The 12,410-nt window shown below is 69.7% G+C and carries 9 protein-coding genes; 4 read left to right on the top strand and 5 right to left on the bottom strand.

Annotation, left to right across the window (positions count from 1 at the left end; all coding sequences use genetic code 11):
- Positions 1-51 precede the first annotated feature (51 nt).
- Positions 52-1,284: a c-type cytochrome gene (locus tag ACTIFJ_RS04670; protein WP_439532929.1), complete on the bottom strand. Its 1,233-nt coding sequence runs from the start codon at positions 1,282-1,284 to the stop codon at positions 52-54.
- A gap of 158 nt (positions 1,285-1,442) precedes the next feature.
- Here ACTIFJ_RS04670 and ACTIFJ_RS04675 point away from each other — a divergent pair, with 158 nt between their 5' ends.
- Positions 1,443-2,660 carry a serine hydrolase domain-containing protein gene (locus ACTIFJ_RS04675; RefSeq protein WP_439532930.1) on the top strand — a complete coding sequence of 406 codons (1,218 nt, stop codon included), beginning with the start codon at positions 1,443-1,445 and terminating at the stop codon, positions 2,658-2,660.
- Between the two features lie 61 nt (positions 2,661-2,721).
- Positions 2,722-3,963, top strand: coding sequence for a DUF2254 domain-containing protein (locus tag ACTIFJ_RS04680; RefSeq protein ID WP_439532931.1), 1,242 nt, complete (start codon positions 2,722-2,724; stop codon positions 3,961-3,963).
- On the opposite strand, the gene ACTIFJ_RS04685 is transcribed toward ACTIFJ_RS04680, so the two are convergent.
- The gene (locus ACTIFJ_RS04685) at positions 3,955-5,025 is read right to left on the bottom strand and encodes a PQQ-dependent sugar dehydrogenase (protein WP_439532932.1); all 1,071 of its coding nucleotides are present in this window, start codon (positions 5,023-5,025) and stop codon (positions 3,955-3,957) included. The genes ACTIFJ_RS04680 and ACTIFJ_RS04685 overlap by 9 nt on opposite strands.
- Before the next feature lie 210 nt (positions 5,026-5,235).
- On the opposite strand from ACTIFJ_RS04685, the gene ACTIFJ_RS04690 reads away from it, so the two are divergent.
- Together ACTIFJ_RS04690 and clpB are read left to right on the top strand one after the other, a co-directional pair.
- On the top strand, positions 5,236-5,655 hold the full coding sequence (locus ACTIFJ_RS04690; protein ID WP_439532933.1) for a hypothetical protein: 420 nt from the start codon (positions 5,236-5,238) through the stop codon (positions 5,653-5,655).
- Positions 5,656-5,718: 63 nt separating this feature from the next.
- Entirely contained in the window at positions 5,719-8,283 is a 2,565-nt protein-coding gene (clpB, locus tag ACTIFJ_RS04695) for an ATP-dependent chaperone ClpB (RefSeq protein ID WP_439532934.1), read from the top strand.
- Here the strand turns inward: clpB and ACTIFJ_RS04700 are convergent.
- The 3 genes from ACTIFJ_RS04700 to ftsZ form a co-directional block, all read right to left on the bottom strand.
- Entirely contained in the window at positions 8,261-9,403 is a 1,143-nt protein-coding gene (locus ACTIFJ_RS04700) for a DUF1501 domain-containing protein (protein ID WP_439532935.1), read from the bottom strand. The two genes, clpB and ACTIFJ_RS04700, sit on opposite strands and share 23 nt — an antisense overlap.
- Positions 9,403-10,803: a DUF1800 domain-containing protein gene (locus ACTIFJ_RS04705; RefSeq protein ID WP_439532936.1), complete on the bottom strand. Its 1,401-nt coding sequence runs from the start codon at positions 10,801-10,803 to the stop codon at positions 9,403-9,405. Before ACTIFJ_RS04705 ends, ACTIFJ_RS04700 begins: the two co-directional genes overlap by 1 nt.
- 82 nt (positions 10,804-10,885) lie before the next feature.
- A complete protein-coding gene (gene ftsZ / locus ACTIFJ_RS04710; RefSeq protein ID WP_439532937.1) occupies positions 10,886-12,382 on the bottom strand; it encodes a cell division protein FtsZ in 1,497 nt (498 codons plus the stop codon).
- Positions 12,383-12,410 lie beyond the last annotated feature (28 nt).

A 12,410-nucleotide genomic window follows, 5' to 3' on the forward strand; every position in this document is an offset into this window, starting at 1 on the left:
GGGGCCGCCCCCCCCCGCCGCCGGAGGCCCTTTTGACCGCCGGAGGCCCCTCTACTGCGCGTCGGCCATCGTGTCGCGGCGGAGCAGGTTGACGACGGCTTTCTGGACTTCGGGGTCCGGGATGGGGCCGGAGGAGATGATCATCGAGGTGCCGGGGAGGTGCTTTTGCGGATCGGCGATGAACCAGGCGATACGTTCGTCGGTCCAGACCAGGCCCTTGTCGCCGGCGGCGGCGAGGGCGGTGGAGTAGGTGTAGCCGGGGACGGTGCCCGCTTTCTGGCCGAAGATGTTGTAGAGATTGGGGCCGACGAGGTGGTGGCCGTTCTTCTCCACGGTGTGGCAGAAGCGGCACCATTTGTAGGTTTCGACCTTCACCTTGTCCTCGAAGGGGGTGGGCGGGGTGGGCGCCTTGAGCGCGTCCGGGTGGTTGGCGCGGACGAGGTGCGAGGTGACGCCTTCTTCGGCGGCGACCTTGACGCCCATGGGCCAGGGGGTGACGCGGAACAGCAGCCACGGGCCGGCGGCGCCGAGCAGCAGCAGGAGGGTGGCGACGACGGGGCCGGCGGCGCGGCCCAGGAACGACGGGGACGAGGTGGCGCGGGTTGCGGTTGTGCGGTTGCGGTGGATCAGCCGGCTGACGCCCCAGACGACGGCGCAGATCGCCCAGAAGATGGCGACGGCGCGCGGCCCGGGCTCGGGCGAGCGGAAGGTGGCGAAATTGTAGACGGTGCCGGACATGCCGAGCAGGACCTGGATGCCGTAGCCGGGCGGGAACAGGGCGATGAGGCCCTTGCCGTGGCGGAGCAGCCCCCAGCCGGTGGCGACGATGGCGCCGAGCGACAGGGTGAGGTTCATGAAGCCAAGGCCGGAGTGGAAATAGCCGGTGAACATCCAGACGCCGCGATCCCGCTCCATCAGCGTGGGCAGGGTCAGCGGACCGATGTGGATCACCAGCTCGTCCGACCAGGCGTAGATGACGCCGAGGAAGGGGGCGAGGAGGAGCAGGATATAGGAGATGAAGGCCAGCGCGCGGCCGAGGCGGTGCAGCCAGACGGGGACGCCGGGGGCGGGGGCGACCGCGCCGTCCCGTCGCCAGGCGATCAGGCGCCAGATGACGGCGGCGAACACCAGCGTGCCGAGCAGGTAATGGATGCCGCGATAGTCTTCGCGCAGCGCCTGGAACCGGTCCGAGCGAGCAAGCAGCGCGGTCATCTGGGCGTGGGTGACGAACAATATGGCGACCAGCCAGCCCGATATCACGCTGGACTTCGAATATTGACCCATGGTGCCCCTCGCGGTTTTTGCCTCGGGCGCGATCTTACCCCCGGGGCCGGGCCCCGCCCGCCTCCCCCACCGCCTATCCGCCCCCCGGTCACGGGGGGGGGGGGGGTTGGGGGGGGCGCCGGGGGGCGTCACGACTGGGTGGGATGTTGGGGAGTGTCATGCAGAAATCGGTTCTGGTCGCGGTGGCGGCAATCATCTGTTCGCCGCTGATGGCGAAGACCTATTCGCCCGAGGCCGAGGCCGTCTACAAGCAGCGGTTCGAGCGGACCGCGGTGGACGGTGCCGGTGGCATCGATGCCTATTCGCCGCTGGAGGTTGTTCCCGGCGCCAAGGCGAAGCCGCTGCCGAAGGCGCGGGACAGCCGGATCAGCGCCGCCGCGCTGGCCGAGGCCGAGGCCTATGCCGGGGCCAACAACAGCCAGGCGTTCATGGTCATCCACAAGGGCAAGGTGGTGGCCGAGAAATATTTCGGCGACCTGACGGCCGACAGCCTGATCACCTCCAAGTCGCTGGCCAAGCCGATCACCGCGCTGGCGATCGGCCGGGCGATCGTGCTGGGGAAGATCAAGAGTGTCGATCAGCCGGCGAGCGACTTCATCACCGAGTGGAAGGGCAAGCCGCAGGGCGAGATATTGATCCGGCATCTGCTCGACATGCGGACCGGGCTGCTGGCGCAGGGGGTCAGCATGGAGCCGATGAACATGTGGAGCCGGGCCTATCTCCACCCGCATCATGACGAGATCATCATCGACGAATATCCGCTGACCGACAAGCCGGGCAGCATCTATGAATATTCGAATGCCAATGCCGAGCTGGTGGCGGTGGTCATCGAGCGGGCGACCGGGCGGCGCTATGCGGAGTTCATCGGCACCGAGGTGCTGACGCCGATCGGCGCGCCGGGCGGGCAGGTCTGGGTCAACCGCGAGGGCGGGACGGCGCACAGCGGCTGCTGCGCGCTGCTGCCGGCGCAGACCTTCGCGCGGATGGCGATGCTGGTGGCGCAGGACGGCGTGTGGGACGGCAAGCGGCTGCTGCCGCCGGGCTATGTGGCGGCGATGAAAACCGGGACGGCAGAGAACCCCTGGTACGGGATGGGGCTGTGGCTGGGCGGCAGCTATATTGAGCGGCGCGGCTTCGCCAATGCGAAGCGGCCGGGTCCGAAGGTACTGCATTCCGAGCCTTATCTGGCCGATGACGTGGTGATGTTCGACGGCAATTCGAGCCAGATCGTCTATATCGTGCCGTCGCAGCAGCTGATCGTGCTGCGGGTCGGCAACAACCCGCCGCGCAAGCCGGAATGGGACAATGCGAAGCTGATCAACACCGTGCTGCGGGGGTTGAAGACCGACACGCCGCTGACGCCCCAGCCGCGCTGATCTTGCCGCCGTTGCATCTGCGCCCTAGTCCTTGGGGCATGATGTATTTGCGTTTTCGCCCGTGATCGGGAGATCGGCCTGGCTGGTCCGGCAGATGCTGCGCCAGATCTGGGTGCGATCGGCGTTGATCGGGCTGCTCGGCGTCATCACGGCGCTGGCCGGAATCTATCTGGCCCGGTTCATTCCGACGCGCCTGGGCGAAGCGCTCGGATCGGACGCTGTTGCGCCGATCCTGACGATCCTTGCGTCGTCGATGCTGGCGGTGGTCACCTTCTCGCTGTCGGTGGCTGTGCAGGCTTTTTCCTCGGCGGCGGATGCGGCCACGCCGCGTGCCTCGCGGCTGCTCGCCGAGGACCCGACGACGCAGAATGTGCTGTCGATCTTCGTCGGCGCCTTTCTGTTCAGCCTGGTCGGCATCATCGCGCTGTCGGCCAATGCCTATGGTGCGGAGGGGCGGGTGGCGCTGTTTTTCGCCACTCTCGTCATCATCGTGCTGGTAGTGGTGGCGCTGCTGCAGTGGATCAATCATATCATGCACTTCGGCCGGATTGGCGATACGCTGGAACGGGTGGAAAGCGCTGCGACCAAGGCGATCTGCCACCGCGCCGAAAACCCGTTTCTGGGCGGGCAGGAGGCGACGCATCGCCCGCCTCTGATGGCCATTCCGGTGACCGCGGACAAGATCGGCTATGTCCAGCATATCGATATCGGGGCGTTGTCCGACTGTGCCGACACCCATGACCTGACCTTGTGGATCGAGGATGTGCCGGGGAGCTTCGTCAGCCCGGCGACGCCGTTGTTTCATGTCGTCGGCACGCTCGGCGTGGAGGCCGAGGCGATCATCGGCCGGTTGCGTGGGGCGTTCACGATCGCCGACAACCGCAACTTCGACCAGGACCCGCGCTTCGGGCTGATCGTGTTGTCCGAGATCGCCTCGCGGGCGCTATCGCCGGCGGTCAACGATCCGGGGACCGCGATCGATGTCATCGGCCGTCTCGTGCGCATTCTGGCGCAATGGACGCCGGAAAGGCGTGAGCCCGAGCACCCGCGCATCTTCGTGCCGGCGATCTGTGACGCGGATCTGATCGAGGATGCGTTTCAGCCGATCGTGCGGGACAGCGCCAGTATCGTCGAGGTGCAGGTCCGGTTGCAAAAGGCGCTTGCGGCGCTGGGACGGCTACTGCCCGACGCCTTTGGCAAGCCCGCCGGCGCAATGGCCGAGGAAGCCGCCGCGCGGGCCCGCCAGGCCTTTGTCAGCGATGCCGACCGCGCGCGCCTCGACGCGGCGATCCGGTCATTGTGAAATGCGCAGCGCCTGGCCATCGGGTTCGTCGGTGGTCAGCCACAGCGCGCCGTCCGGCGCCACCCGGACGTCCCGGATGCGGGCGCTGACCTGGGGGACGATCCGCGCCTGGTGCAGGAGCTTGCCCTTGGCATCGAGGACGATCCGGCGGACATCCTGCGAGACCAGCCCGCCGACGATCAGATTGCCGCGCCAGGCCGGGAACATCGCGCCGCGATAGACAGCCAGCCCCGACGGCGCGATCGACGGCACCCAGACGACGCGCGGATCGATCATGCCCTTGTAGCTCTTGTACGGGCTGATGCTGGCGCCCGAATAATCGACGCCGTGGGTCGCTACCGGCCAGCCATAATTGCCGCCCCTGACGATCAGATTGACCTCGTCGCCGCCGCGCGGGCCATGCTCGTGCGCCCATAACCGCCCCGTCTCCGGATCGACGGCCAGCCCCTGCGGGTTGCGGTGCCCATAGCTCCACACCGCCGAGCCGCGAAACGGATTGTCGGCCGGGATCTCGCCGCTGCCGCCGATCCGAACCATCTTGCCGAATCCCGATGCCGTGACCTGCGCCTGCTCGCGGTAATCGAAGCCGTCCCCGGTGCCCATTACCAGCGAGCCATCGGGCAGGAACGCCATCCGCCCGCCGAAATGCACGGGCCCCGATTTGGCGGGCGTGTTGCGGAATATCTCCTTCACATCGATCAGCCGATCCCCCTCCAGCCGGGCCCGGGCGATCACCGTCGCGTTGGCGCGCGCCGTCCCCTTGGCATAGGACAGGTAGAGCGTCCGATTATCGGCAAAACGCGGGTGCAGCACCACGTCGAACAGCCCCGCCTGGCTTTCATGAAACACTGCCGGCACGCCCGTTACCGTGCCGAGCCGCCCGTTCGTGCCGATCACCCGCAACGCGCCGCGCCGCTCGGTGACCAGCACCCGGCCATCGGGCAGGAACGCCAGGCTCCATGGGTGATCGAGGCCGCGCGCCTTGACCTCGACCCGCTCGGCCGCCGTTGCCGGGATACTTGCCGTGGCGATGAGCAGGGCCATCCAGTGTCGTCTTGTCATCGCCGTCTCCTTTGGGGCGACGGTAGAGGAAAGGGGAGGGGGGAAGAAGGGGCCTCCGGCGGCTGGGGGCGGAGCCCCCAGACCCCGTGAATGGGCTCGTTCCGCCACAATGGCGGTGGGCCGGCCCCGTGATGGGGTCTGGGGCCTGCGCCCCCAGCCGCCGGAGGCTATTCCCTTCCTGTTTCGCACCCACGGGCGTAGCGTCGCGCCATGCTGGTAGTTCGGTTCCTTGTTTCGGTGGTCGTGGCCACGGTGCTGGTCAGTTTCAGCCATTCGCTGATGGTGCAGCAGGGGTTGCTGGACCTGGGGGTGGCGTTGCCGGGGCGGGTGCGGCTGGAGACGATGGCGTTCGACCTGAGGGGGTTGGCGCCGGCGCTGGCGGCGGTGATCGCGCTGGGGTTCGGGGTGGCGTTTCCGGTGGCGGCGTGGCTGGGGCGGCGGGCGCCGGCTGTTGTGCGGGCGGTAGCGTATCCGCTGGCGGGCGCGGTGGCGGTGGCGGCGGCGCTGGGGCTGATGCATTTTTTCTTCGGGATGACGCCGATTGCCGGGGCGCGCAGCGGCGAGGGGCAGGCGCTGATGATCCTGTCCGGCGCGGTGGGCGGGCTGGTTTTCGGGCTGTTCAAGAAATAATCCGGGCCACGCTTGTGTGGCATAAATGGCACACCATATCCGGGACAACTGGAGGACGACGCCATGAACATCGACAAATTCACCGACCGGGCGAAGGGGTTTCTGCAGGCGGCGCAGACCGTGGCGATCCGCAACTCGCATCAGCGGGTGGCGCCCGAGCATCTGTTGAAGGCGCTGCTGGAGGACCAGCAGGGCATGGCGGCGGGGCTGGTGCGGGCCGGTGGCGGCGACCCGGCGGTGGCGGAGCGCGAGGTGGATGCGGCGCTGGCGCGGATCGCCAAGGTATCGGGCAGCGGCGCCCAGCAGCTGGCCTGGGACAATGACACGGTACGGATTCTCGATTCCGCCGAGCAGCTGGCCGGCAAGGCCAAGGATGAGTTCGTCACGGTCGAGCGGCTGCTGACGGCGCTGGTGCTGGCGACGACGACGGCGGCCGGCAAGGCGCTGGCGACGGCGGGGGTGACCGCGCAGGCCTTGAACACGGCGATCGAAACGGCGCGCAAGGGCCGGACGGCTTCGAGCGCCGGGGCCGAGGAAGGCTTTGATGCGCTGAACAAATATGCGCGCGACCTGACCCAGGCGGCGCGCGACGGCAAACTCGATCCGGTGATCGGCCGCGACGAGGAGATCAGGCGGACGATCCAGGTGCTGGCGCGGCGGACCAAGAACAATCCGGTGCTGATCGGCGAGCCGGGCGTCGGCAAGACGGCGGTGGTCGAGGGGCTGGCGCTGCGCATCGCCAATGGCGATGTGCCGGACGGGCTGAAGGACAAGAGGCTGATGTCCCTCGACATGGGGGCGCTGATTGCCGGGGCCAAATATCGCGGCGAGTTTGAGGAGCGGCTGAAGGGTGTGCTCGACGAGGTGCGCGCCGAGGGCTCGGACGTGGTGCTGTTCATCGACGAGATGCATACGCTGGTCGGCGCGGGCGCGTCGGAGGGATCGATGGATGCCTCGAACCTCTTGAAGCCGGCGCTGGCGCGCGGCGAGCTGCACTGCATCGGCGCGACGACGCTCAACGAGTATCGCAAATATGTCGAGAAGGATGCGGCGCTGGAGCGGCGCTTCCAGCCGGTGATGGTCGGCGAGCCGACGGTGGAGGACACCGTTTCGATCCTGCGCGGGCTGAAGGAGAAATATGAGCTGCACCATGGCGTGCGGATCACCGACGGGGCGATCGTGGCGGCGGCGACGCTCTCCAACCGCTATATCTCGGACCGGTTCCTGCCGGACAAGGCGATCGACCTGATGGACGAGGCGTCGTCGCGGCTGCGGATGGAGGTGGAGGCGCTCGACCGGCGGATCGTCCAGCTGAAAATCGAGGCCGCGGCGCTGGAGCGGGAGAGCGATGCGGCGTCGCGTGACCGGCTGCAGGCGCTGCGCAGCGAGCTGGCCGGGCTGGAGGAGCAGTCCGGCGCGCTGACGCTGCGCTGGACGGCGGAGAAGGACAAGCTGGCGGGCGCCACCAGGATCAAGGAAGCGCTCGATGCGGCGCGGCTGGAGGTGGAGCAGGCGCAGCGGGCGGGCGACTATGCCAAGGCCGGCGAGCTGACCTATGGCCGCATTCCGGAGCTGGAACGCCAGCTGGTGGAGGCCGAGCAGGCGACCAGCGAGGCCATGGTGCGCGAGGAGGTGACGGCCGACGATATCGCCGCGGTGGTCTCGCGCTGGACCGGCATTCCGGTCGACCGGATGCTCGAGGGCGAGCGCGACAAGCTGATGAAGATGGAGAGCATCCTGTCGGCACAGGTGATCGGGCAAGGTGCGGCGGTGCGGGCGGTATCGGCGGCGGTGCGCCGGGCGCGCGCCGGGCTGCAGGACCCGAACCGGCCGCTGGGCAGCTTCCTGTTCCTGGGGCCGACGGGGGTCGGCAAGACCGAGCTGACCAAGGCCCTGGCGACTTTCCTGTTCGACGACCCGCGTGCGATGGTGCGGCTCGACATGAGTGAGTTCATGGAGAAGCATTCGGTGGCGCGGCTGATCGGCGCGCCGCCGGGCTATGTCGGCTATGAGGAAGGCGGGGTGCTGACCGAGGCGGTGCGGCGCCGGCCCTATCAGGTTGTCCTGTTCGACGAGGTCGAGAAGGCACACGGCGATGTCTTCAACGTGCTGCTGCAGGTGCTCGACGACGGCCGGCTGACCGACGGTCAGGGGCGGACGGTGGACTTCACCAACACGCTGATCATCCTGACCTCCAACCTCGGCTCGCAATATATTGCGGCGCTGCGCGACGACCAGCCGGTGGCGGATGCCGAGGCGCAGGTAATGGAGGTGGTGCGCGGGCATTTCCGGCCCGAGTTCCTCAACCGGCTGGACGAGATCGTGCTGTTCCAGCGGCTCGGCGAGAGCGCCATGGCGCCGATCGTCGATCTGCAGGTGGCGCGGGTGCAGGCGCTGCTGAAGGACCGCAAGATTGTCCTCGACCTCACCGACGCGGCGCGGCGCTGGCTGGCGCGGGTCGGCTATGATCCGGTCTATGGCGCGCGGCCGCTGAAGCGGACGGTGCAGCGGCATCTGCAGGACCCGCTGGCCGATCTGATCCTGTCCGGCAGCGTGCCCGATGGCAGCCGGGTGGCGGTGGACGAGGGCGACGGCCGGCTGGCGCTTACGCCCGCACCAGCCCCGTAAGCGGGCGGACGTCGGGCGCGAAGACGGTGCGGGCGACCCGCGCCGGATCGAGCCCGAATTGTTCGGCGGCGAGCCCGGCGAGCAGCGCCCGCAGGTCGAGCGTCGGGCGCAGGTCCCGGCCTTCGTGGAGCTGCGCCGGGGCAAGGCCCGGCCAGTCGGCGATCACCTGCGCCTTCGCCAGTGTGCCGCCGGCGAGGAGGGCGGCGCCGCCGGTGCCATGGTCGGTGCCGCCGGTGCCGTTGGGGCGGGCGGTACGGCCGAATTCGGTGGCGGCGATGACCAGCGTGTCGGCCCAGGCGGGGCCGAGGCCGGTGCGCAGCGCGGCGATGGTGGCATCGAGCTGGCGCAGCTGGGCGGTGAGCCGGCCGGGCTGGTTGGCATGGGTGTCCCAGCCGCCGATCTCGATGACGGCGACGCGGGCGCCATTGGGCTTGGCGAGGAAGGTGGCGGCCATTTTGCCGAGCGCGGCGGGATTGGCGCGGCCCTGGCCGTCGGTGCCGGCGGTCTGGCGCGCGTCGACGGCCTGGCCCCAGAGCGCGTGGAGTTGGGCGTCATCCTGGTACAGCGCCTCGACGCGGGCGAGTAGCGCGGCATCGGCGTCCGGGAGCTGCGAGGGGGCGTAGGAGGTGGCGGGCGCCGGGCCGCGCAGCAGCATCGGCACGGTCGGCGTGATCGCCACCGCCGGCTCGGCGCGGGGCAGCAGCGGCAGCAGCCGGTTGAGCCAGCCGTCCTTCAGCGCATAGGCGGCGGTGCCGCCGGTCTCGAGGACATTCTGCGCCTCGAAATGCGAGCGCTCACGGTAGGGCGAGGCGACGGCGTGGACGAAGGCCGCCTCGCCGCGGCCGTAGAGCATGCCCACTTCGGCGAGGGCCGGGTGCAGCTGCCACATCGGATCGAGCGTCAGCGGCGCGCCGGCGGCGGGGGGCGGGCCGAAGCTGCCGCGCAGCGCGGCATAGGCGGGGTCGCCGACCGGCATCAGCGTGGCGATGCCGTCCATGGCGCCGCGCAGGACGATGAACACCAGCCGGCGGTCGGTAGCGGGGGCGGCGAGCGCCAGGCCGGGAATGGCGAGGCTGCCGGCGAGACCGGCGAGAATATTTCGGCGGCTCAGGTCGATCATCACGCTCTCCGCAGGAATTCGGGCGACACCAGCAGCAGCGCCAGCGCCTGGGCCGGGCTTTCGGCGCGCGCAACGGCCTCGGCGGTGGCAGCGGTGAGTACGCCGGGCAGCAGCTTCGGCGCCAGTTGCCGGGCGTCGACACGGTCCCCCAGTGTGGCGGCGAGGCGGCTGGCCGTCTCCACCCGCCGCATCAGCGCATCGGGGGCGGCCCAGCTGGCGGCGACATCGTCCCAGCCGGCCGGCGACCCCGGCCGCCAGACCGGCTGGCCGAGCGCGTTCAGCATGGCCATGACGCGCGGGCCGGTGACCTCGCGCTGGCCGACACCGCGCAGCGCCGACACCATCCAGTCCCACGGCGTCTTGAACTTGGTCGCCGGCTGCCATGCCTCGGGCGCCTCGACCAGCGCGCGACTGACGGCGGCGAGGTCGCCGTTGGTGGCGGTCCAGCGGGCGGTCAGCCGGTCGACCAGCGCGGACGACGGCACGTCGGCGACGAAATGACGGGCGAGCTTGGTGCAGAGATGGCGGGCGGTGCGCGGATCGCGGGCCAGCGCCAGCAGCATGGCGCGGCCCTGCGCCTCGCCCGCTTCGGCATGGCGCTGGCCGAGCAAAGTTCGCGTGCCGGGTTCATGCCAGCCGGGCTGGAAGACGAAGGCACCGTCGGGGGCCTCGATGCCGATGGGCCGGCGGACGAAGCCGCCGACGCTCCAGCCGGTCAGCCCCTGTGCCAGCGCCTGGACATCAGCCTGGGTGTAGCCGGCGCCGGCGCCGAGCGTGTGCAGTTCGAGGATTTCGCGCGCCAGATTCTCGTTGAGGCCGGGGACGCGCCGGCGACCGCGCCGTGTCGCTGCCTGCGCCAGCCGCGAGCCGGGGCCGATCGATTGCGCCTGGTCGAGATAGAGCAGCATCGCCGGGTGGCGGGTGACGGCCAGCAGCATATCTTCGAAGCGGCCGAGCAGCGCCGGGCGGATGGCCTCGAATTCGAGCGTGCCGACCAGCCCGATGACCGCCAGCTTGTCGGCCGAGACGGCGAAGTGATTGGCCCAGAAATGCACGAGCCGCTCGGCGAACGGCGCCGGCGTGTCGAGCGCTACCGCCAGCCGGGCGCGGACATGGGCGGCGTAATCGTCCCGGTACTGGCGGCGAATTTCCTGGCGGAGACTTTGAGCGGCGTCCTTGCGCGAGGCGACGGGCTGGCGGTCGCCGATGTAGCGCCGGAAGGCGGCGGCGGCCTCGGCGCTGCCCGGCGTGGCGGCGATCGCGGCGGGGCGGGGATCGAACTGCCCCAGCTGATCAAGCAGCCACGTTTGTGGGCGAACCGGGGCCGGCTCGTCGGGCCGCGCGCCGAGCCCGAAGCGGGACAGGGCGATCGCGGCGGGAGAGGCGGGCTTGGTTACCATGGCCTGTGTACGCGCGGAGGCGGCGCAATACCCCGGTGGCCAGGAAAGAGGCGGCCGGGGCACTGGCCCCGGCGGCACGGCCTCAGTTATTCACCTGCCGCTTGAAGAAGGGCGGGATTTCCACGTCCGGCTCGCGCGTTGTCGGCTCGGGGGCGAGCGTGGCGGGCGGGGTGGGCTTGGGGCGGCTCGGGCTGGTGAGGCCGAGCATCTTTTCGAACAGCGTCGGCGCACGGGCTTCCGGCTCGGGCTCGGGCGCCGGCTCCGCGACCGGCGGGATCGGGCGGGCAGCGGCGATCGGCACCACGGGGGCGGCGGCCGGCGCCACCTTGGGCGTGAAGCGATAGCTTTCGGCCGGGCCGTCCTCGCTCACCCGCTCGGCGAGGCTGCCGAGATCGATTTCCTCGTCCTCGGCCTGGCGCGCGGTGACGGGGGCCTCGACTTCGGGTTCGGCCGGCTGGGGCGCGGCGCCCGTCAGCGGCGTGCCCTGGCTGGCGGCGGTCGGCTCATGGCCGGGCTGCATGATCGCCGGCGCGGTGGCGAAGATGCTCGGCTGGGTGGTGACGGCCGGTTCATTGCGCGGGCGGCTCGGCGGGGTGCGCGCCGGCTCGGAGCGGACGGCGGCGTCGATGCCGGTGGCGACGACCGAAACGCGCATCGTGCCCTCAAGGTCCTTGTTGAAGGCCGAGCCGACGATGATGTTGGCATCGGGGTCGACCATGTCGCGGATGTATGTGGCGGCTTCGTCGACTTCCATCAGCGTCAGGTCCGGGCCGCCGGTGATGTTGATGATGACGCCCTTGGCGCCGCGCATCGACACTTCGTCGAGCAGCGGGTTGGCGATGGCCTTTTCGGCCGCCTCCAGCGCCCGGCGGTCGCCGCTGGCTTCGCCGGTGCCCATCATCGCCTTGCCCATCTCGGACATGACAGTGCGGATGTCGGCGAAATCGAGGTTGATCAGGCCGGGCAGGATCATCAGGTCGGTGATGCCACGCACGCCCTGGTGCAGCACCTGGTCGGCCATGCCGAAGGCATCGATCAGGCTGGTCGAGGCATTGGCGATCAGGAACAGATTCTGGTTGGGGATGACGATCAGCGTGTCGACGACCTTCTGCAGCTCGGCAATGCCTTCCTCGGCCGCGCGCATGCGCTTGGAGCCCTCGAAGGTGAAGGGCTTGGTGACGACGCCGACGGTGAGGATGCCGCGCTCGCGTGCCGCCCGGGCGACGACCGGCGCGGCGCCGGTGCCGGTGCCGCCGCCCATGCCGGCGGCGATGAAGCACATGTGCGCGCCATCAAGGCTGGTCTCGAGCTGGTCCAGAGTCTCCTCGGCGGCGGCGCGGCCGATCTCGGGACGGGCGCCGGCGCCCAGCCCCTGGGTGATCTTCATGCCGAGCTGAATGCGGGTCTCGGCCTTGCTGGCGGCGAGCGACTGGGCATCGGTGTTGGCGACGATGAAGTCGACGCCCTGGAGGTCGGCGGCGATCATGTTGGCGACCGCGTTACAGCCGGCGCCGCCCACCCCGATGACAGTGATCCGGGGCTTCAGCTCGGTCAATTCAGTGCGTTCGAACTCCAGCATATCGTGTCTCCCAGGCCGTATTGCATAC

Origin of the sequence: Polymorphobacter sp., from assembly GCF_051860865.1 — a bacterium.
Lineage (GTDB): Bacteria > Pseudomonadota > Alphaproteobacteria > Sphingomonadales > Sphingomonadaceae > Sandarakinorhabdus.